The organism is Streptomyces sp. NPDC037242, assembly GCF_055604165.1.
Map to the genome: position 1 here is coordinate 86,298 of NZ_JBVJUY010000026.1, position 19,727 is coordinate 106,024.

The following is a 19,727-nucleotide window of genomic DNA, read 5'->3' on the forward strand; positions in this document are numbered from 1 at the left end:
AGAACAGCACAAAGCCCCGACCGCAGCGGCAGTCGGGGCTCTGGGATCAACCTCGGGTCTCACACACCGGAACCAGAAGGCACGGAGTCGGTTGCCTCCGTCCACAGGTCCTGCTCGGCGCGGTCCGCCTGGATCTGGCGGTACACGAGGAGTCCGCCGATGGCGGCCAGTGCGACCAGGAGCAGCTTCTTCACCGCGCGACCTCGTCTTTCGTTGACGTAGGGGACTTCTGGCGCCCAACAATACACACCGACCGATACCGATCGGTGACCTGGCGGTCAGCCAACTGGCCCTACGAAAAAGACCCCCAGGCCATGGGCCTGGGGGTCTTTGACACTGTGGGGCTAACAGGATTTGAACCTGTGGCCTCATCCTTATCAGGGATGCGCTCTAACCAACTGAGCTATAGCCCCATCCGCGCTGCGCGCTGACTCCTGAAGATTAGCGCACAGAGCGGGTCAGGCCAAAATCCGTTGCCGGGAGCCGTCCGCGCAGGTCATCCGGCCGTCATTCGTCGGTCATTCGTCCTCGGCGAGCGTGAGCTCCACGCCGCCGACGAAGCCTGCCGACAGGTTGTAGATGAACGACCCCAGCGTCGCCAGCGCCGTCATCAGCACCACGTCGATCACCGCGATGACCGAGGTGAAGATCAGCACGCGCGGCAGCGACAGGAACGCCTGGAGGTCGAAGCCGTTGCTCTCGTTCGATCCGGTCGCCTGGCTGATCGTGCCGCCGACGGTCGAGAAGATGCCCATGGCGTCCATGACCATCCACAGCACCACCGACGCCACGATCGTGCAGACGCCCAGCGCGATCGACAGCAGGAAGCTGACCTTCATCACGGACCACGGGTCGGCCTTGGCCACCCGCAGCCGCGCCTTGCGCGTCCTGGGCGCCGTACGGGCCCCGGTGCGCGGCTTGCGCTGCGCGCCCGGGTCACCGCCGCCGCGGGCCATGCCCGGGCCCGAGGGCGCCGCGTACGCCTGCGGCGGGTGGTACGGCGGCGGACCGGGCTGCGGTGCCTGCGGTCCTCGGGTGTCCGTCACGGTTCCCCCTTGGGAGTCCGCGGCGGGGCCACGGGCACCGTTCGCGCCAGTCTGGGCCGGTCCGGCGCCCGTGGCTCCACTCACGCTTACTCCTCGTGCTCCCCAGCCGAGGGCTGGGTGCCCTCAGCGGCCTCGGCGGCCTGTCCTTCGACTGCCGCCTCGGTCCCGATCTCTGTCTCGGCCTCGTCGACCTCGTCAGCTTCCTGACCGGCCTCGGCGTTGCGCGCGATACCGACCACGGCATCCCGCTTGCCCAGGTTGATCAGCTGGACGCCCATGGTGTCACGGCCGGTCTCCCTGACTTCGTTGACTCGCGTACGAATCACACCACCGCCGAGCGTGATGGCGAGAATCTCGTCCGTTTCGTCCACCACGAGCGCCCCTACGAGCGACCCGCGGTCCTCCACGATCTTGGCGGCCTTGATACCCAGGCCGCCGCGGCCCTGGACGCGGTACTCGTCCACCGGCGTCCGCTTGGCGTAGCCGCCGTCGGTCGCGGTGAACACGAACGTACCCGGCCGGACAACGCTCATGGAGAGCAGTTCGTCACCCTCGCGGAAGCTCATGCCCTTCACACCCGACGTGGCACGGCCCATCGGGCGCAGCGCGTCGTCGGTCGCCGTGAAGCGGATCGACTGCGCCTTCTTGCTGATGAGCAGCAGGTCGTCCTCGGCGGACACCAGCTCGGCGCCGATCAGCTCGTCGTCGGCGCCGCTCTCCGTCTCGCGGAGGTTGATGGCGATGACGCCGCCCGAGCGGGGCGAGTCGTAGTCCTTGAGCGCCGTCTTCTTCACCAGGCCGCCCTTGGTGGCCAGGATCAGGTAGGGCGCCGCCTCGTAGTCGCGGATCGCGAGGATCTGGGCGATCTTCTCGTCCGGCTGGAAGGCCAGCAGGTTCGCCACGTGCTGCCCGCGCGCGTCGCGGCCGGCGTCCGGCAGCTCGTACGCCTTGGACCGGTAGACCCGGCCCTTGTTCGTGAAGAACAGCAGCCAGTGGTGCGTGGTGGACACGAAGAAGTGGTCGACCAGGTCGTCCTGCTTCAGCTTCGTGCCGCGCACGCCCTTGCCGCCGCGCTTCTGCGAGCGGTAGTCCTCGGTCTTGGTGCGCTTGACGTAGCCGCCGTGGGTGATCGTGACGACGATGTCCTCTTCGGCGATCAGGTCCTCGATGGACATGTCACCGTCGAAGGGCACCAGCTTGGAGCGCCGGTCGTCGCCGAACTTCTCGACGATCGCGGCCAGTTCCTCGCTGACGATCGAGCGCTGTCGCTCCTCCGAGGCCAGGATCGCGTTGTACTCGTTGATCTTGGCCTGGAGCTCGTCGTGCTCGGCGACGATCTTCTGCCGCTCCAGCGCCGCCAGGCGGCGCAGCTGCATCTCCAGGATCGCGTTCGCCTGGATCTCGTCGATCTCCAGCAGGCCCATCAGGCCTTCGCGCGCGATCTCGACCGTGTTGCTGCGCCGGATGAGGGCGATGACCTCGTCGATCGCGTCCAGCGCCTTGAGCAGGCCGCGCAGGATGTGCGCCCGCTCCTCCGCCTTGCGCAGGCGGAACTTCGTGCGCCGGACGATGACCTCGATCTGGTGCTGCACCCAGTGGCGGATGAACGCGTCGATCGACAGGGTGCGCGGCACCCCGTCCACCAGCGCCAGCATGTTCGCGCCGAAGTTGGTCTGCAGATCGGTGTGCTTGTACAGGTTGTTCAGCACGACCTTGGCGACCGCGTCGCGCTTGAGCACGATCACCAGGCGCTGGCCGGTGCGCGAGGAGGTCTCGTCGCGGACGTCGGCGATGCCGCCGATCTTGCCGTCCTTCACCAGGTCGGCGATCTTCTGCGCCAGGTTGTCCGGGTTGGTCTGGTACGGAAGCTCCGTGACCACCAGGCACTGGCGGTTCTGGATCTCCTCGACCTCCACCACCGCGCGCATCGTGATGGAGCCGCGACCGGTGCGGTACGCCTCCTCGATGCCCTTGCGGCCCACGACCAGGGCGCCGGACGGGAAGTCCGGGCCCTTGATCCGCTCGATGAGCGCGTCCTGGAGCTCCTCGTGCGAGGCCTCCGGGTGCTCCAGCGCCCACTGCGCGCCCGCCGCGACCTCGCGGAGGTTGTGCGGCGGGATGTTGGTCGCCATGCCGACCGCGATACCGGCGGAGCCGTTCACCAGCAGGTTCGGGAAGCGCGCCGGCAGGACCGTCGGCTCCTGGTTGCGGCCGTCGTAGTTGTCCGTGAAGTCGACGGTCTCCTCGTCGATGTCCCGGAGCATCTCCATGGCCAGCGGCATCAGCTTGCACTCGGTGTAGCGCATCGCGGCCGCCGGGTCGTTGCCCGGGGAGCCGAAGTTGCCGTTCGAGTCCACCAGCGGCATCCGCAGCGACCACGGCTGGGCCAGGCGGACCAGGGCGTCGTAGATCGAGGAGTCACCGTGCGGGTGGTACGTACCCATGACGTCACCGACGACGCGGGCGCACTTGTAGAAGCCCTTCTCGGGCCGGTAGCCGCCGTCGTACATCGCGTACAGCACGCGGCGGTGGACCGGCTTGAGGCCGTCCCGCACGTCGGGCAGCGCGCGGGAGACGATGACGGACATCGCGTAGTCGAGGTAGGAGCGCTGCATCTCCGTCTCGAGCCCGACGGGCTCGATCCGCAGTACGGGCTGCTCTTCCTCGGTGTTCTCGGCAGTGGGGGTGGTTTCGTCGGCCATTGCTGGTCAGAAGTCCTTTCAGGCGGTCAGCTGAGCCGACTCAGATGTCGAGGAAGCGAACGTCCTTGGCGTTGCGCTGGATGAAGGAGCGTCGTGCTTCGACGTCCTCACCCATCAGCACCGAGAACAGGTCGTCGGCCTGCGCGGCGTCGTCCAGGGTGACCTGGCCGAGCACGCGGTGGTCCACGTCCATGGTGGTGACGCGCAGTTCCTCGGCGTTCATCTCGCCCAGACCCTTGAAGCGCTGGATCGAGTCTTCCTTGATCCGCTTGCCGTTCTGCTTGCCGAGTTCGACGAGGGCGTCGCGCTCGCGGTCGGAGTACGCGTACTCGAAGTCGTCCCGACCCCACTTGATCTTGTACAGCGGCGGGCGCGACAGGTACACGTGCCCCGCCTCGACCAGCGGCCGCATGAAGCGGAACAGGAAGGTCAGCAGCAGGGTGTTGATGTGCTGGCCGTCGACGTCGGCGTCCGCCATCAGGATGATCTTGTGATAGCGGAGCTTCTCGATGTCGAAGTCCTCGTGCACACCCGTACCGAAGGCACTGATCAGCGCCTGGACCTCGGTGTTCTGCAGGATCTTGTCGATCCGCGCCTTCTCGACGTTCAGGATCTTGCCGCGGATCGGCAGGATGGCCTGGTACATCGGGTTGCGGCCCGACTTCGCGGAGCCGCCGGCCGAGTCGCCCTCGACGATGAAGATCTCGCACTTCGTCGGGTCGTTGGACTGGCAGTCGGACAGCTTGCCCGGCAGCGAGGCGCTCTCCAGCAGACCCTTGCGGCGCGTCAGGTCACGGGCCTTGCGGGCCGCGACGCGCGCCGTGGCCGCCTGGATCGACTTGCGGATGATGTCCGCGGCCTCGACCGGGTTGCGGTCGAACCAGTCGTTGAGGTGCTCGTGGACGACCTTCTGCACGAAGGTCTTGGCCTCCGTGTTGCCCAGCTTCGTCTTCGTCTGGCCCTCGAACTGCGGCTCGCCCAGCTTCACCGAGATGATCGCCGTCAGACCCTCGCGGATGTCCTCGCCGGCGAGGTTGTCGTCCTTCTCCCGCAGCAGCTTCTTGTCACGCGCGTAGCGGTTGACCAGACCCGTCAGCGCCGCACGGAAGCCCTCCTCGTGCGTGCCGCCCTCGTGCGTGTGGATCGTGTTCGCGAAGGAGTAGACACCCTCCGTGTACTGCGAGTTCCACTGCATCGCGATCTCGACCGAGAGCATGCGCTCCTTGTCCTCGGCCTCGACGTCGATGACGGTCGGGTGGATCAGCTCACCCTTGCGCGAGTTCAGGTACTTCACGAAGTCGACGATGCCGCCCTCGTAGTAGTACTTCACCGTGCGCGCCTGGTTGTCGTCGGACTCCTCCGCGGAGTCCGCGCCCATCGTCGCCCTCGCCGAGTCGCGCTCGTCCGTCAGCGACAGGGTCAGGCCCTTGTTCAGGAAGGCCATCTCCTGGAAGCGCCGCGACAGCGTCTCGAAGGAGTACTCGGTCGTCTCGAAGATGTCGCCGTCGGCCCAGAAGGTGACCGTCGTGCCGTGCTCGTCGGTCTCCTCGTTCTTCGCGAGGGCCGCCGTCGGGACACCGAGCTTGTAGTCCTGGGTCCAGCGGTAGCCGTCGGTCTTGACCTCGACCGCGACCTTCGTCGACAGGGCGTTCACGACGGACACACCGACGCCGTGCAGACCGCCGGAGACGGCGTAGCCGCCGCCGCCGAACTTGCCGCCCGCGTGCAGGACCGTCAGGACGACCTCGACGGCCGGCTTCCCCTCGGACGGCACGATGCCGACCGGGATACCGCGGCCGTTGTCGACCACGCGCACCCCGCCGTCGGCGAGGATCGTCACGTCGATGGTGTCCGCGTGCCCGGCGAGGGCCTCGTCGACCGAGTTGTCCACCACCTCGTACACGAGGTGGTGCAGCCCGCGCTCACCGGTCGAGCCGATGTACATACCGGGCCGCTTGCGGACCGCGTCCAGGCCCTCGAGGACCTGGATCGCACTGGCGTCGTACGAGGCGGTGACCTCGCCCTTCTCGCCGGCTGTGGACTGGTTGTCGTTGGGGTTGCCGGAATCGGCCACGAAGCGCCCTTTCTGGCACAGCACAGGCCGTACTCCGGGCCAGCAGGCATGCAAGCAGGAGCGGCTGCGTCGATCTGCGTTGTCAGCGTGTATCAGCTAGATCCCGCAATCGGGCGGGATTCGCTTCAGTCTACCGGTACCACGGACATGAATGGGGGTTTGCCGGTGCCTCAGTCCGCATGTGCCGCCCTGAACCTCCTCTCTCCGACTCCCCATATCCGGGAAGGGGCTCAAAGAGGCTCACGAGGGCGTCCAGCGCTTCGGCCTGTCAACCTCCCGCTACCGTGAGGGACACCACGCGATCCGGGGCTATCCGTACGTGTCGCCCGGGCCCGTACTGCCCGGCGCACGCCACGGCCCGTACCGCTTCGGGCGGCTGCCCGGCCCCTGGACCTTGATCAGCCGTACGGTGCCCTGGCCGAGGTCCGCGTTCAGCCGGGCCACCAACTGGGGGGCCAGCAGCTTCAGTTGCGCCGCCCACGCCGAGGAGTCGCACCGTACGAGGAGTTCACGGTCCTCGTAGCGTTCCGGTTCACAGTGCGCCGCGATCTCCGGGCCGACGATCTCCGGCCAGCGCTCCATCACGCCCGCGACCGCCATCGGCATCTCCCAGCCGCGCTCCGTGCGCAGCCGGTCCAGCGCGGCCATCAGCGGCATCGGGTCCCGGCCGTCCGCCCGCGCACCCGAGCGCAGCCCGGGGTTCGGCTGCCGCTTCTTCCCGCCCGCCGCGTTGCCGCGGGCCCGCGCCTGCTCGCGCGCGGCCGCCAGCGCCTGGCGGGCCAGATCCACCCCGGAGGGCTCGGGCGCCTTGCGGGGTGCCGTCTCTTGCCGGTCCTGCCTGTCTTGCCTGTCCTGCTTGCCCTGGTCGCTCACAGCCGGGTCACCTCACCGCCGGACACCCCGAACCGCGCACCCACCAGCACATCCGGGACGTCGTCGTCCACCGCCGCCGTCACCAGCACCTGCTCGCCCGGAGCCACCAGCTCCGCCAGCCGCTCCCGGCGCCGAGCGTCCAGTTCCGCGAAGACGTCGTCCAGGATCAGCACCGGCTCGCTGCCCTCCGCGCGCAGCAGCTCGTACGAGGCCAGCCGCAGCGCCAGCGCGTACGACCACGACTCCCCGTGGCTGGCGTACCCCTTGGCCGGCAGCTCCCCGAGCCGCAGCAGTACGTCGTCCCGGTGCGGGCCCACCAGGGTCACGCCCCGCTCGATCTCCTGCTTGCGCACCTCGGCCAGCGCGGCCAGCAGCACCTCGTACAGCGCCTCCCGGGTCCGGGCCGCGCCGCCGTCCACCGGCTCGCCCGCCGACGACTTGTACGCGAGCCCCAGCGGGCCGCCGCCCGGCGCGAGCTGCTCGTACGCCTTGTCCGCCAGCGGCAGCAGCGTCGCGACCAGGTCGAGGCGGTGCGCCAGCAGCTCCGCGCCCGCGCGCGCGAGGTGCTGGTCCCAGACGTCGAGGGTCGACATGTCCATCGAGCGGCCGCCGTGCCGGCGCGCCATCGCCGCCGACTTCAGCAAGGTGTTGCGCTGCTTGAGCACCCGCTCGTAGTCCGAGCGCACCGCCGCCAGGCGCGGCGAGCGCGCCGTCACGAGCTCGTCGAGGAACCTCCGCCGCTCCCCCGGATCCCCCTTCACCAGGGCCAGGTCCTCCGGGGCGAACAGCACGGTGCGGACGATCCCCAGCACGTCCCGAGGCCTGACCTGCGAGGACCGGTTGATACGGGCCCGGTTGGCCCGGCCCGGGTTCAGCTCCAGCTCCACCAGCTGCTGGCGCTCGCCCTGGGTCACGGCGGCCCGGATGATCGCCCGGTCCGCGCCCATGCGTACCAGCGGGGCGTCCGCGGACACCCGGTGGCTGCCCAGGGTCGCCAGATAGCCGATCGCCTCGACCAGGTTCGTCTTGCCCTGGCCGTTGGGGCCCACGAAAGCCGTGACGCCCGGGTCGAGGGGAACCTCGGCCCGGGCGTACGAGCGGAAGTCGGCCAACGAGAGATGCGAAACATGCATACGGCGCCGACCTCCCCCGGCTTCCTGCTGATCTGCTCTCTTGAGCTGTGGAGCTGTGGAGCTGTGCTGGGTGCTACTTCTTCTCGACCGCGTGGCCGCCGAACTGGTTGCGCAGCGCGGCGATCATCTTCATCTGCGGGGAGTCGTCCTGGCGCGAGGCGAAGCGCGCGAACAGCGACGCGGTGATCGCGGGCAGCGGGACGGCGTTGTCGATCGCCGCCTCGACGGTCCAGCGGCCCTCGCCCGAGTCCTGGGCGAAGCCCCGCAGCTGCTCCAGGTGCTCGTCCTCGTCCAGGGCGTTCACCGCCAGGTCCAGCAGCCAGGAACGGATGACCGTGCCCTCCTGCCAGGAACGGAAGACCTCGCGGACGTCGGTGACCGAGTCCACCTTCTCCAGCAGCTCCCAGCCCTCGGCGTAGGCCTGCATCATGGCGTACTCGATGCCGTTGTGGACCATCTTCGCGAAGTGGCCCGCGCCGACCTTGCCCGCGTGCACGGCGCCGAAGTCACCCTCGGGCTTGAGGGCGTCGAAGACCGGCTGGACCCGTGCCACGTTCTCGGCGGAGCCGCCGTACATCAGCGCGTAGCCGTTCTCCAGGCCCCACACGCCGCCGGAGACGCCGCAGTCCACGAAGCCGATGCCCTTGGCAGCCAGCTCCTCGGCGTGCTTCTCGTCGTCGGTCCAGCGCGAGTTGCCGCCGTCCACGACGATGTCGCCGGGGGAGAGCAGCTCGCCGAGCTCGTCCACGGTCGACTGGGTCGCCGCGCCGGCCGGGACCATCACCCACACCACGCGGGGGGCCTGCAGGCTGTCCACAAGCTCCTGCAGGCTGTGGACATCGGCGAGGTCCGGGTTGCGGTCGTATCCGATGACGGTGTGGCCTGCGCGGCGGATGCGCTCGCGCATGTTGCCGCCCATCTTGCCGAGACCGACGAGACCAAGCTCCATCAGGTGGTTCCTTAAGCGTTGTGGCCGTCTGTGCCGGGGTTCCCCTGCTACCCGGGGACACCCCCGGCCCTGAGCCTACGCCGGGCCGTGCCGCCCGGCCCCACGGGCACTCCGGGCCGGGCGCGGGGCGGACGCAGGGCGGGCCCTGGCGGACGCCGTCGGGCCCGGCCCCGCAGCCTGCGAGACCGGGCCCGACGGGTACGGGTTCAGCCGGAGAGGCGCACCGGCATGATCAGGTACTTGTACGCCTCGTCCGCCTCGGCATCGACCGCCGGGCGGCCGCTGAGCAGCGCCGGCTTGGTGGAGGTGGTGAAGCTGAGCTGCGCGGCCGGCGAGTCGATCGCGCTCAGGCCGTCCAGCAGGAAGGTGGGGTTGAAGGCGATCGAGATGTCGTCGCCCTCCAGCTTCGCGTCGACGCGCTCCACAGCCTGTGCATCGTCGGAGGAGCCGGCCTCCAGGATCAGCACGCCCTGCTCGAAGCTCAGGCGGACCGGGGTGTTGCGCTCGGCGACGAGGGCCACGCGCTTGACGGCCTCGACGAACGGGGCGGTCTCGATCACGGCGACGGAGTTGAACTCCGTCGGGAAGAGCGTGCGGTACTTCGGCAGGTCGCCTTCGAGGAGACGGGTGGTGGTGCGGCGGCCCGCGCCCTCGAAGCCGATGAGGCCCTCGCCGGAGCCGGAGCCCGACAGCGCCAGGGTGACCGTGTCACCGCTGGTCAGGGACTTGGCGGTGTCCAGGAGGGTCTTGGCGGGCACCAGGGCGACGGCCGAGGCCGCCGGGTCCTCGGGCTTCCACAGGAACTCGCGGACCGCGAAGCGGTAGCGGTCGGTCGAGGCCAGGGTGACGCGGTCGCCCTCGATCTCGATGCGGACGCCGGTCAGCACGGGCAGCGTGTCGTCGCGGCCGGCGGCGATGGCGACCTGGGCGGCGGCGGAGGCGAAGACCTCACCGGGGACGGTGCCGGTGGCGGTCGGCATCTGCGGCAGCGCCGGGTATTCCTCCACAGGCAGGGTGTGGAGTGTGAATCGCGAGGAGCCGCAGACCACGGTCGCCCGTACACCGTCTGTGGAAATCTCCACCGGTCGGTTGGGGAGGGCGCGGCAGATGTCGGCGAGCAGCCGGCCGGAGACCAGGACCGTGCCGTCCTCCTCGACGTCCGCCTCGACCGAGACGCGGGCCGAGACCTCGTAGTCGAAGCCGGAGAGGGACAGCGTGCCCTCCTCGGCCTTCAGCAGCAGGCCCGCGAGAACGGGCACCGGCGGCCGGGCCGGGAGGCTACGAGCGGCCCAAGCCACTGCCTCCGCGAGTACGTCGCGCTCCACCCGGATCTTCACCGGAACCGCCTCCTGCTGTTGCTCGCTCGTCTGCCGGCCTTCGTCGTCGGCTCGTCGATGCCTCGACCGATGCCGGGGACCAGTCTGACGTACGGCGCCGACAGTCGTCGCTGCCGGCGGTCAAGTCGGGAGCGAGGTGTCGGGGAGGGCTGCCCACCGAGTTGTGCACAGGTCCTGCTTGAAAACCGAATCCGAGCTAACTCTCTATGGGGGTAGTAGTAGGGCCTGTGGAAACGGTGGATAACCCCGTTCTCGCAGGTCACCCCGCGTTTTTTATCCCCACACCCTGTGGGTGACACCGGTGGACAACACGGTGTCTCTGTGGAGAACAGTTATTTCTGCACAGGCCATCCCCAGGTGACCCCGACTACTCCACAGGTGTGTCCCCAGCTTTCCCCCGGTACTCCACAGCCCAAACGTCTACTTCCGTGTGACGGCTTTCACTCGGGGCGGTGAGATGGGCCCCGATGTTGCCGAACAGTGGACAACGGTGTGGGTAAGTCGTCTCATCCTGTGCACAGGACGCTGTGACCCTGTGGACCGGCGGTGGACAACGCTGGGAGGGCCATGTGGGCGAAATCTTTGTCCACAGGCTGTGGATTACGTTTGCTCACAATTCCACAGGGGTCTGACCAGCTCTGATGGTGCCTCACCCCGGGGGCCTGTGGACAGTCTTGTGGGTTGTGGACGCCGTCCCCAGGGTGTGGACGGAAGAAAGTCCCCCAATCTGTGGATGACTTGCTCCGTTGGGGGCGTATTCGAACAGGTCAGGGGCGCGCGCACGAAGAAGGGCGCCCCCGAAGCGGTCCGGGAGCGCCCTCTGGATGCGTTTGGGAAGGCCCTGCGGGCTCTCGCCCAGCCCTCATACAGACGTCGCACAGCCCTCGCTACAGGCCTCGTACACGCCTCGTGGAGCTCCTTCGGAGGAGCCGGTGTCAGGCGTTCTTGATGCGGTTGGTGAGCTCGGTTACCTGGTTGTAGATGGACCGGCGTTCCGCCATCAGCGCGCGGATCTTGCGGTCCGCGTGCATGACGGTGGTGTGGTCGCGGCCGCCGAACTGCGCCCCGATCTTGGGCAGTGAGAGGTCCGTGAGCTCCCGGCACAGGTACATGGCGATCTGCCGGGCGGTCACCAGCACGCGGCTGCGCGAGGAGCCGCACAGGTCGTCCACCGTGAGGCCGAAGTAGTCGGCGGTGGCCGCCATGATGTCGCTGGCCGTGATCTCGGGCGCGCTGTCCTCGCCGCCCGGGATCAGGTTCTTGAGTACGTCCTCGGCGAGGCCCAGGTCGACCGGCTGGCGGTTGAGGCTCGCGAAGGCCGTGACCCGGATCAGCGCCCCCTCCAGCTCGCGGATGTTGCGCGAGATGCGGGAGGCGATGAACTCCAGTACCTCCGGCGGGGCGTTGAGCTGCTCCTGGACGGCCTTCTTGCGCAGGATCGCGATACGGGTCTCCAGCTCGGGCGGCTGGACGTCGGTGATCAGGCCCCACTCGAAGCGGTTGCGGAGCCGGTCCTCCAGGGTGACGAGCTGCTTGGGCGGCCGGTCGGAGGAGAGCACGATCTGCTTGTTGGCGTTGTGCAGCGTATTGAAGGTGTGGAAGAACTCCTCCTGCGTCGACTCCTTGCTCGCGAGGAACTGGATGTCGTCGACAAGCAGGATGTCCATCTCGCGGTAGCGCTTGCGGAACGCGTCGCCCTTGCCGTCGCGGATCGAGTTGATGAACTCGTTGGTGAACTCCTCGGAGCTCACGTAGCGCACGCGGGTGCCGGGATAGAGGCTCCGCGCGTAGTGCCCGATGGCGTGCAGCAGGTGCGTCTTGCCGAGGCCCGACTCCCCGTAGACGAAGAGCGGGTTGTACGCCTTCGCCGGCGCCTCGGCGACTGCCACCGCGGCCGCGTGCGCGAAGCGGTTGGAGGCGCCGATCACGAAGGTGTCGAAGAGGTACTTCGGGTTCAGGCGGGCCGTCGGCTCCAGCGGACCCGAGGTGGAGCCGCCGGACGGGGCCGGGGGCGGCGCGGGCCGGCCCGGGGACGGCCGCGAGGCGGGCTGCTCGTACTGCTGCGGCTCGTACTGGTGCTGCTGTTGCGACTGGTGGGGCTGCTGGGGCTCGTACGGGGACTGCTCGTACTGCTGCTGCTCGTAGCCGCCCTGGTCGTAGCCCGAGGGCTCGGACTGCTGGAGGTAGCCCGGCTGCGGGGAGGCGTACGGGTCGCGCTCGGGGAAGCCGCCGAGGCGCGGCTGCTGCCAGCCGTACTCGTCCTGCTGCCCGCCGCGGGGCCAGGCGCCGGGCTCGGGGCGCGGCTGCTGGTAGTCGGGATAGGCGGGGCGGGCGCCGGGGAGCTGGTCGTCGCCGCCGGGGCCGGTGTGGCCGGTGTGGCCGCCGGGGCTGCGCTGGCCGCCGTAGGGCTCGTACGAGTCGCGCTGCGCGGCGGGGGGCGCCGGGGGCGCGGGCTCGCCGGCGGAGTCGTCGACGGTGATGGCGATCCGGATCGGACGCCCGCACTCCCGGCTGAGGGCGTCGCTGATCAGCGGGGCCAGGCGGCCTTCCAGGACGCGCTTGCCCCATTCATTGGGGACGGCGAGCAGGGCCGTGTCGGCGACCAGGGCCAGCGGCTGGCAGCGTTCGACCCACTGCTTGTCCTTGGGCTCGATGCCCTGCTGTCCCTCCCCGAGGAGCTTTTCGAGCACCCTTGGCCACACTGCGGCAAGATCGGCAGGTACGTCAGCCACAGAGCACGCTCTCTCACAGGGGGTCCCACGAATGTGTGGTTCTTTGGGACGGTCGGGACAAAAAATCCGGGGTCGGACAACGGTAGTCAGGCCGACGGGTACGGTTCAAGTCGTTGTCCACAGCCTGTGCACAGTGTGGGGCCACGTCGGCTCGGTTTGACCGGATGGCGTAGCCGCGCGTACCGTAACGAGGTCGAGTTGTCGATGGCTGCTGCCGCCTGCCTACCGATGGGCGAAGGTCACTGATTGTGATCGTTTAGCGGTGCCACTCGGGCGAACACGCGAGTTTCCTCGTGGGCGCACGGTGACAGCCAGGCGATGTCCCGCCACAACGATTTATTCTCTGGAGCCCCCGAGTGAGCAAGCGCACCTTCCAGCCGAACAACCGCCGTCGTGCCAAGACCCACGGCTTCCGCCTGCGGATGCGTACCCGTGCCGGTCGCGCGATCCTCGCGAACCGTCGTGGCAAGGGCCGCGCCGCCCTTTCCGCGTAACTAACGCGCGGGTCGTGACGTCGTGCTGTCTCCCGAGAATCGGCTGAGGCGGCGCGAGGACTTCGCGAGCGCGGTACGTCGAGGTCGTCGGGCTGGTCGCCCGCTCCTCGTCGTCCATCTACGTACAAGCGGTGCAACGGACCCGCACGAGTCGGGGGAGATCGATCCCTCGACGCGTGCGGGTTTCGTCGTCAGCAAGGCTGTCGGCGTCGCCGTCGTACGTAACCGGGTCAAGCGCCGCTTGCGCCATCTCGTCCGCGAGCGGCTGTCCCAGCTGCCCGCCGGTAGCCTGGTGGTGGTACGGGCTCTGCCCGGAGCGGGCGATGCCGCCGTCGACGAGCTGGCCCGGGACCTGGATGCCGCTTTGCTGCGGCTACTGGGAGGCGTGCCTCGATGAAGTACCCGCTGCTCGCCCTGATCAAGCTGTACCAGTGGACGATCAGTCCGCTGCTCGGGCCGGTGTGCCGCTACTACCCCTCGTGCTCGCACTACGGGTACACGGCCATCGACCGGCATGGTGCGGTGAAGGGGACGGTTCTGACCGCCTGGCGGATCCTGCGGTGCAATCCGTGGTCCCCGGGTGGTGTCGACCATGTCCCACCTCGTAAACGCCCGCGTTGGCACGAGCAGCTGCGCAGTGCGTTGCGTAGATCTCGCAATGCTCAAGGAGCCTGATTAGTGGACACGATTGCCAGTCTGTTCAGCTTTATCACCACGCCCGTCTCGTGGATCATCGTCCAGTTCCACAGCCTGTACGGTGCGATCTTCGGCGCGGACAGTGGATGGGCCTGGGGCCTGTCCATCGTGTCACTGGTGATCTTGATCCGTATCTGCCTGATCCCGCTCTTCGTGAAGCAGATCAAGGCGACGCGGGGCATGCAGGCGCTCCAGCCGAAGATGAAGGCAATCCAGGAGCGCTACAAGAACGACAAGCAGCGCCAGTCCGAAGAGATGATGAAGCTGTACAAGGAGACGGGTACCAACCCGCTCTCCTCGTGCCTTCCCATCCTGGCGCAGTCGCCGTTCTTCTTCGCCCTCTACCACGTGCTGGCGAGCATCGCCAACGGCAAGAAGATCGGCGAGATCGACGGTCCCCTGCTGGCGAGCGCGCGTGAGGCGCACATCTTCGGTGCCCCGCTGGCGGCGAAGTTCACGGACAGCGCGGACAAGGTCGCGAGCCTCAACGCCTCGCTGACGGACGTCCGGGTCGTCACCGCGATCATGATCATCCTGATGTCGCTGTCGCAGTTCTACACCCAGCGCCAGCTGATGCAGAAGAACGTCGACCTCTCGGTCAAGACGCCGTTCATGCAGCAGCAGAAGATGCTGATGTACATCTTCCCCGTGATCTTCGCGGTCATGGGCATCAACTTCCCCGTCGGTGTCCTCGTCTACTGGCTGACCACGAACGTGTGGACCATGGGCCAGCAGATGTACGTGATCAGCCAGAACCCGACGCCGGGCAGCAAGGCGCAGGACCAGTACCTGACCCGCCTGATCAAGCACATCACCTCGCACGGTGAGCTCAAGGGCCGGAGCCGGAAGAAGATCGTCGCGGCGATCGTGGCCAAGGGCCCGGACCGCAACGACAACGAGCGCAAGTTCATCACCACCCTGACGAAGCAGGGCATGGCCGCGCAGGCGGACGGCTCCGTGATCAAGAGTGTGGAGGCCACGGCCGACTCGGACGCGGCCACTGGCGGTGCCGCGAAGCGGAACCAGCCGAAGCGGCAGTCGAAGTCGCAGCGCCAGACGCCCCCCAGCAAGCCCTCTTCCAAGAAGTAGAAGGAGTCTCTCCCGTGACGGAAGGCACCACCACCGCCGCCGCTGAGAGTGGCGACACCCTGACCCGCCTCGAGCAGGAGGGTGAGATCGCGGCCGACTACCTTGAGGGTCTGCTGGACATCGCCGACCTGGACGGCGACATCGACATGGACGTCGAGGCCGACCGGGCCGCGGTGTCGATCGTCAGCGACTCCGCCAGCCGTGACCTGCAGAAGCTCGTGGGCCGCGACGGTGAGGTCCTGGAGGCTCTGCAGGAGCTGACCCGCCTCGCCGTGCACCGCGAGACCGGGGACCGCAGCCGGCTGATGCTGGACATCGCCGGGTTCCGCGCGCAGAAGCGCGAGGAACTGGCGATCCTGGGCGCCAAGGCGGCGGCGGACGTGAAGGCGTCCGGTGAGCCGATGAAGCTGGCGCCGATGACGCCGTTCGAGCGGAAGGTCGTCCACGACGCCGTGGCGGCCGCCGGTCTGCGGAGCGAGTCCGAGGGCGAGGAGCCGCAGCGCTTCGTCGTTGTGCTGCCGGCCTGATCGGAAGCGTGAGTGTCCGGCCCCGTCTGTGTCGCAGGCGGGGCCGATGTTTGTCAGCCTGTTTGAAGAACCATGCGGAACGGAAGGACGGTCCCCCGTGACGGAGGCAGCAGAGCTTCCCCCCGCGCCCGAGGTGGCGCGCGCGGTGTTCGGTGAGTTTTTCCCGGAAGCCGTGCGGTACGCGGAGCTGCTGGCGGACGCGGGGGTCAAGCGCGGGCTGATCGGGCCGCGTGAGGTGCCGCGGCTGTGGGAGCGGCACCTGCTGAACTGCGCGGTGCTCTCCGAGGTGGTGCCCGAGGGCGTCACGGTGTGCGACGTGGGCTCGGGCGCGGGTCTGCCCGGTATCCCGTTGGCCCTGGTGCGGCGGGACTTGAAGATCACGCTGCTGGAGCCGCTGCTGCGGCGTACGACCTTCCTCCAGGAGGTTGTGGAGCTGCTGGGCCTGGATCACGTGACGGTCGTGCGCGGGCGCGCCGAGGAGGTCCTCGGGAAGCTGCAGCCGGTGCATGTCGTGACGGCGCGGGCGGTGGCTCCGCTGGACCGGCTGGCGGGCTGGGGCGTGCCGCTGCTGCGTCCGTACGGGGAGATGCTGGCGCTGAAGGGCGACACCGCCGAGGAAGAGCTGGTGTCGGCGAAGGCGGCACTGACGAAGCTCGGTGTGGTGAAGACCTCGGTCCTGCATGTGGGCGAGGGCGTCGTGGACCCGCTGTCCACGGTGGTCCGGGTGGAGGTCGGAGAGAGCCCCGGCGGGGTGAGGTTCGCGGCCAAGCGGGCTAAGGCCGCCCGGGTCAGCCGTACCCGTCGCCGCCGCTGATCCCTCCGAGGCGCTCGGGTTCGCGGTCTTTTCGGCCGGGATTTCGGGTGTGTTGGGCCCTATAGGTATGGATTTCGGAGTGTCGTAGCGGCCTGGTGTCTCCGTCCGGGCATCGTGTTTCACGTGAAACGTCGCTCTCTGCTGCACGGAATCATCAGCCGCGGCCGTGCGGCTGCGTCCCCCCGTCATCGCAAGGACGAAGGGGGGACGGAGTTGTCCACATCGGTGGATTCATCCACAGGAGTACGGGCCCCGCTGGTTCGCGACCCCGGTGGCATGGCAGGCTCTGTTCATCGCGAGCCTGATGCCGAGGAGAGTGACACCGTGCGGTCTGACGCCAACCTCGCGGGGCCGATGGCCGACCCGGTCCCCGGTCCCCGCTCTGAATCGCCGGGGGACGATGTTTCACGTGAAACATCGTCGCCCCTTGTAGACAACGACACCCCGATCGGCCGAGCCGCCCAGCTGGCCGTCGAGGCGCTGGGGCGTGCCGGCGAGGGTCTGCCCCGCCCGGCGCAGACCCGGGTCATGGTGGTCGCCAACCAGAAGGGCGGCGTGGGTAAGACCACGACGACCGTGAACCTGGCGGCTTCTCTGGCCTTGCACGGGGCGCGAGTCCTGGTGATCGACCTCGACCCGCAGGGCAATGCCTCCACGGCTCTGGGCATCGATCACCACGCGGACGTGCCGTCGATCTACGACGTGCTCGTGGACAGCCGTCCGCTGCTGGAGGTCGTCCAGCCGGTGGTGGACGTGGAAGGTCTCTTCTGTGCGCCGGCCACGATCGATCTGGCGGGTGCCGAGATCGAGCTGGTGTCGCTGGTGGCGCGCGAGAGCCGGCTCCAGCGGGCGATCCAGGCGTACGAGCAGCCGCTCGACTACATCCTGATCGACTGCCCGCCCTCGCTGGGACTGCTGACGGTGAACGCGCTGGTCGCGGGCGCTGAGGTCCTGATCCCGATCCAGTGCGAGTACTACGCACTGGAGGGGCTGGGGCAGCTGCTGCGCAATGTCGACCTCGTGCGGGCGCATCTGAACCAGAACCTGCACGTCTCGACGATCCTGCTCACGATGTACGACGGCAGGACGCGGCTGGCTTCGCAGGTGGCGGAGGAAGTGCGCACCCACTTCGGCAAAGAGGTACTGCGGACGAGCATCCCCAGGTCGGTGCGCATTTCCGAGGCGCCGAGCTACGGGCAGACGGTGCTCACGTACGACCCGGGCTCCAGCGGTTCCCTCTCCTACCTGGAGGCGGCGCGGGAGATCGCACTGCGGGGGGCCGGAATTCATTACGACGCCCAGAACGCCCCTCTGGGCGCGGGCCTGAACAGCACGCAGAGTGTGGCGGAGGGGATCCAGTGAGTGAGCGACGTAGGGGTCTGGGGCGGGGGCTCGGCGCGCTGATTCCCGCCGCTCCCCAGGAGAAGACGCCATCGGTGACCGGTTCCGGGTCGACGTCCCCGTCGGCAGTGCCGGTGCTGACTTCGGAGCGCGGGATCGCGGCGGCGAAGCTGGCCGCACTGGCGCAGGCCGATGTTTCACGTGAAACATCGGTGGCGGTCGCGGTGACCGACGTGCCGGAGCCGGCAGGTCCCGAGGCCAATGTGGTGGCGGGGGCGACGTTCGCGGAGCTCCCGATGGACGCGATCACGCCGAATCCGCGCCAGCCCCGTGAGGTGTTCGACGAGGACGCCCTGGCCGAGCTGGTGACCTCCATCCAGGAGGTGGGTCTGCTTCAGCCGGTGGTGGTGCGGCAGTCGGCTCCGGGCCGCTACGAGCTCATCATGGGCGAGCGGCGCTGGCGCGCGTGCCGGGAGGCCGGGCTGGACCGCATCCCGGCGATCATCCGGGCGACGGACGACGACAAGCTGCTGCTGGACGCGCTCCTGGAGAACCTGCACCGGTCGCAGCTGAATCCGCTGGAGGAGGCTGCTGCGTACGACCAGCTGCTCCAGGACTTCGACTGCACGCACGACCAGCTGGCGGACCGGATCGGACGCTCGCGTCCCCAGGTGTCGAACACCCTGCGCCTGCTGAAGCTGTCGCCGCCGGTACAGCGGCGAGTGGCGGCGGGCGTGATCTCGGCAGGACATGCACGGGCGCTGCTGTCGGTCGAGGACTCCACGGAGCAGGACCGGCTGGCGCACCGGATCGTGGCCGAGGGGCTGTCGGTGCGTGCCGTCGAGGAGATCGTGACCCTGATGGCCTCCGAGCCGTCGAGTCCGGTCAAGCCGAAGGGCCCGCGGGCGGGCGCCCGGGTGTCTCCGGCGCTCAACGAGCTGGCGACGCGGCTGTCGGACCGGTTCGAGACGCGGGTGAAGGTGGATCTGGGCCAGAAGAAGGGCAAGATCACCGTCGAGTTCGCCTCGATGGAGGATCTGGAGCGGATCCTGGGCACGCTGGCACCGGGCGAGGGCCGGGTACTGGAACAGGGTGCTGCCGGGGAGTGATCCCTGAGCCGCCAAGGGGCGGATCGTATCGGTGGAGCCGATGCGGTCCGCCCCTTTGCCGTGTCTTGTCGCGGTTTCGGGTGCTGTGCCATCGAAGAAGGGATGGGCAGCGTTTACGATCCCTGTATGGGTCGTCGGCTGGTACCGCTCACGCTGGACAACCTCCAGGACCTGCCTCGGCGTTGCCGGTCCTGTGTCTTCTGGGAGCTGGATCCGGTCAGCGGTGATGCCGCCGTGAAATCGGGGACCCCGGCCCAGGAGAAGGAGGCGTGGATCTCCGCCGTCCTGCTGGAGTGGGGGTCGTGCGGGCGCGTCGTCTATGTGGACGAGGTCCCGGTGGGCTTCGTGCTCTACGCGCCGCCGGCGTACGTGCCCCGGTCCACGGCCTTTCCGACGAGTCCGGTCTCCTCCGATGCGGTCCAGCTGATCACCGCGTGGATCATGCCGGGCTATCAGGGGCAGGGCCTGGGCCGGGTGATGGTCCAGACGGTGGCGAAGGACCTGCTGCGCCGGGGCTTCCGGGCGATCGAGGCGTTCGGCGACGCACGGTGGGAGGGTCCGGCGTGTCTGCTGCCCGCGGACCATCTGCTGGCGGTGGGCTTCAAGACGGTGCGGCCCCATCCGGTGCACCCGCGGCTGCGGTTGGAGCTGCGCTCCACGCTGTCGTGGAAGGAAGACGTGGAGCTCGCCCTCGACCGGCTGCTGGGTGCGGCGCGGAAGGAACCTGCGCTCCGCCCCCTGTGAGCCCGCGGACATGTGAAACGGGGCCGTCCCCTTCAGGGACGGCCCCGCTCCATGGGTCCTGCTGTGC

General features: G+C 68.6%; 18 protein-coding genes and 1 tRNA gene. 9 read left to right on the forward strand and 10 right to left on the reverse strand.

Annotated elements, in window-relative coordinates:
- Positions 1-59: 59 nt before the first annotated feature.
- The 10 genes from ACZ7GJ_RS27430 to dnaA form a co-directional block, all read right to left on the reverse strand.
- Positions 60-194, reverse strand: coding sequence for a DLW-39 family protein (locus ACZ7GJ_RS27430; RefSeq protein WP_208809277.1), 135 nt, complete (start codon positions 192-194; stop codon positions 60-62).
- Positions 195-339: 145 nt separating this feature from the next.
- A tRNA-Ile gene (locus tag ACZ7GJ_RS27435) sits at positions 340-413 on the reverse strand.
- Between the two features lie 105 nt (positions 414-518).
- Positions 519-1,130 (reverse strand): DUF3566 domain-containing protein, encoded by a 612-nt coding sequence (locus ACZ7GJ_RS27440; protein WP_393818064.1) that lies wholly within the window; start codon positions 1,128-1,130, stop codon positions 519-521.
- Positions 1,131-1,132: 2 nt separating this feature from the next.
- The gene (gene gyrA / locus ACZ7GJ_RS27445; RefSeq protein ID WP_470755569.1) at positions 1,133-3,748 is read right to left on the reverse strand and encodes a DNA gyrase subunit A; all 2,616 of its coding nucleotides are present in this window, start codon (positions 3,746-3,748) and stop codon (positions 1,133-1,135) included.
- A gap of 40 nt (positions 3,749-3,788) precedes the next feature.
- Complete coding sequence (gyrB, locus tag ACZ7GJ_RS27450; protein WP_470755570.1) at positions 3,789-5,846, reverse strand: DNA topoisomerase (ATP-hydrolyzing) subunit B; 2,058 nt, start codon at positions 5,844-5,846, stop codon at positions 3,789-3,791.
- Positions 5,847-6,131: 285 nt separating this feature from the next.
- Positions 6,132-6,695, reverse strand: coding sequence for a DciA family protein (locus ACZ7GJ_RS27455; RefSeq protein ID WP_470755571.1), 564 nt, complete (start codon positions 6,693-6,695; stop codon positions 6,132-6,134).
- Positions 6,692-7,828, reverse strand: coding sequence for a DNA replication/repair protein RecF (gene recF / locus ACZ7GJ_RS27460; protein ID WP_470755572.1), 1,137 nt, complete (start codon positions 7,826-7,828; stop codon positions 6,692-6,694). Before recF ends, ACZ7GJ_RS27455 begins: the two co-directional genes overlap by 4 nt.
- A gap of 73 nt (positions 7,829-7,901) precedes the next feature.
- Positions 7,902-8,777 carry a phosphogluconate dehydrogenase (NAD(+)-dependent, decarboxylating) gene (gene gnd / locus ACZ7GJ_RS27465; protein ID WP_470755573.1) on the reverse strand — a complete coding sequence of 292 codons (876 nt, stop codon included), beginning with the start codon at positions 8,775-8,777 and terminating at the stop codon, positions 7,902-7,904.
- Positions 8,778-8,983: 206 nt separating this feature from the next.
- Entirely contained in the window at positions 8,984-10,114 is a 1,131-nt protein-coding gene (gene dnaN / locus ACZ7GJ_RS27470; RefSeq protein WP_365921884.1) for a DNA polymerase III subunit beta, read from the reverse strand.
- Between the two features lie 935 nt (positions 10,115-11,049).
- Positions 11,050-12,846 (reverse strand): chromosomal replication initiator protein DnaA, encoded by a 1,797-nt coding sequence (dnaA, locus tag ACZ7GJ_RS27475; protein WP_470755574.1) that lies wholly within the window; start codon positions 12,844-12,846, stop codon positions 11,050-11,052.
- Positions 12,847-13,202: 356 nt separating this feature from the next.
- Here dnaA and rpmH point away from each other — a divergent pair, with 356 nt between their 5' ends.
- The 9 genes from rpmH to ACZ7GJ_RS27520 all read left to right on the forward strand — a co-directional run bounded on the left by rpmH (position 13,203) and on the right by ACZ7GJ_RS27520 (position 19,660).
- A complete protein-coding gene (rpmH, locus tag ACZ7GJ_RS27480; RefSeq protein WP_008741645.1) occupies positions 13,203-13,340 on the forward strand; it encodes a 50S ribosomal protein L34 in 138 nt (45 codons plus the stop codon).
- A 22-nt stretch (positions 13,341-13,362) separates the two neighbouring features.
- Positions 13,363-13,737: a ribonuclease P protein component gene (gene rnpA / locus ACZ7GJ_RS27485; protein ID WP_470755575.1), complete on the forward strand. Its 375-nt coding sequence runs from the start codon at positions 13,363-13,365 to the stop codon at positions 13,735-13,737.
- A complete protein-coding gene (gene yidD, locus ACZ7GJ_RS27490) occupies positions 13,734-14,015 on the forward strand; it encodes a membrane protein insertion efficiency factor YidD (protein ID WP_075970728.1) in 282 nt (93 codons plus the stop codon). Before rnpA ends, yidD begins: the two co-directional genes overlap by 4 nt.
- 3 nt (positions 14,016-14,018) lie before the next feature.
- Positions 14,019-15,125, forward strand: a complete 1,107-nt coding sequence (gene yidC, locus ACZ7GJ_RS27495; RefSeq protein WP_470755576.1) for a membrane protein insertase YidC — start codon at positions 14,019-14,021, stop codon at positions 15,123-15,125.
- A 14-nt stretch (positions 15,126-15,139) separates the two neighbouring features.
- Entirely contained in the window at positions 15,140-15,652 is a 513-nt protein-coding gene (locus ACZ7GJ_RS27500) for a Jag family protein (RefSeq protein ID WP_470755577.1), read from the forward strand.
- Positions 15,653-15,749: 97 nt separating this feature from the next.
- Positions 15,750-16,466: a 16S rRNA (guanine(527)-N(7))-methyltransferase RsmG gene (gene rsmG / locus ACZ7GJ_RS27505; protein WP_470755578.1), complete on the forward strand. Its 717-nt coding sequence runs from the start codon at positions 15,750-15,752 to the stop codon at positions 16,464-16,466.
- Between the two features lie 276 nt (positions 16,467-16,742).
- Complete coding sequence (locus ACZ7GJ_RS27510; protein ID WP_470755579.1) at positions 16,743-17,828, forward strand: ParA family protein; 1,086 nt, start codon at positions 16,743-16,745, stop codon at positions 17,826-17,828.
- Positions 17,825-18,916 carry a ParB/RepB/Spo0J family partition protein gene (locus tag ACZ7GJ_RS27515; RefSeq protein ID WP_470755580.1) on the forward strand — a complete coding sequence of 364 codons (1,092 nt, stop codon included), beginning with the start codon at positions 17,825-17,827 and terminating at the stop codon, positions 18,914-18,916. Before ACZ7GJ_RS27510 ends, ACZ7GJ_RS27515 begins: the two co-directional genes overlap by 4 nt.
- A gap of 126 nt (positions 18,917-19,042) precedes the next feature.
- On the forward strand, positions 19,043-19,660 hold the full coding sequence (locus tag ACZ7GJ_RS27520; protein ID WP_365921869.1) for a GNAT family N-acetyltransferase: 618 nt from the start codon (positions 19,043-19,045) through the stop codon (positions 19,658-19,660).
- Positions 19,661-19,727 lie beyond the last annotated feature (67 nt).

Excerpts from the sequence above, each read along its gene's own strand:
- gyrA (WP_470755569.1), bottom strand. The coding sequence starts at position 3,748 with ATGGCCGACGAAACCACCCCCACTGCCGAGAACACCGAGGAAGAGCAG.
- yidD (WP_075970728.1), top strand. The coding sequence starts at position 13,734 with ATGAAGTACCCGCTGCTCGCCCTGATCAAGCTGTACCAGTGGACGATC.
- recF (WP_470755572.1), bottom strand. The coding sequence starts at position 7,828 with ATGCATGTTTCGCATCTCTCGTTGGCCGACTTCCGCTCGTACGCCCGG.
- ACZ7GJ_RS27510 (WP_470755579.1), top strand. The coding sequence starts at position 16,743 with ATGGCAGGCTCTGTTCATCGCGAGCCTGATGCCGAGGAGAGTGACACC.
- ACZ7GJ_RS27520 (WP_365921869.1), top strand. The coding sequence starts at position 19,043 with ATGGGTCGTCGGCTGGTACCGCTCACGCTGGACAACCTCCAGGACCTG.
- gnd (WP_470755573.1), bottom strand. The coding sequence starts at position 8,777 with ATGGAGCTTGGTCTCGTCGGTCTCGGCAAGATGGGCGGCAACATGCGC.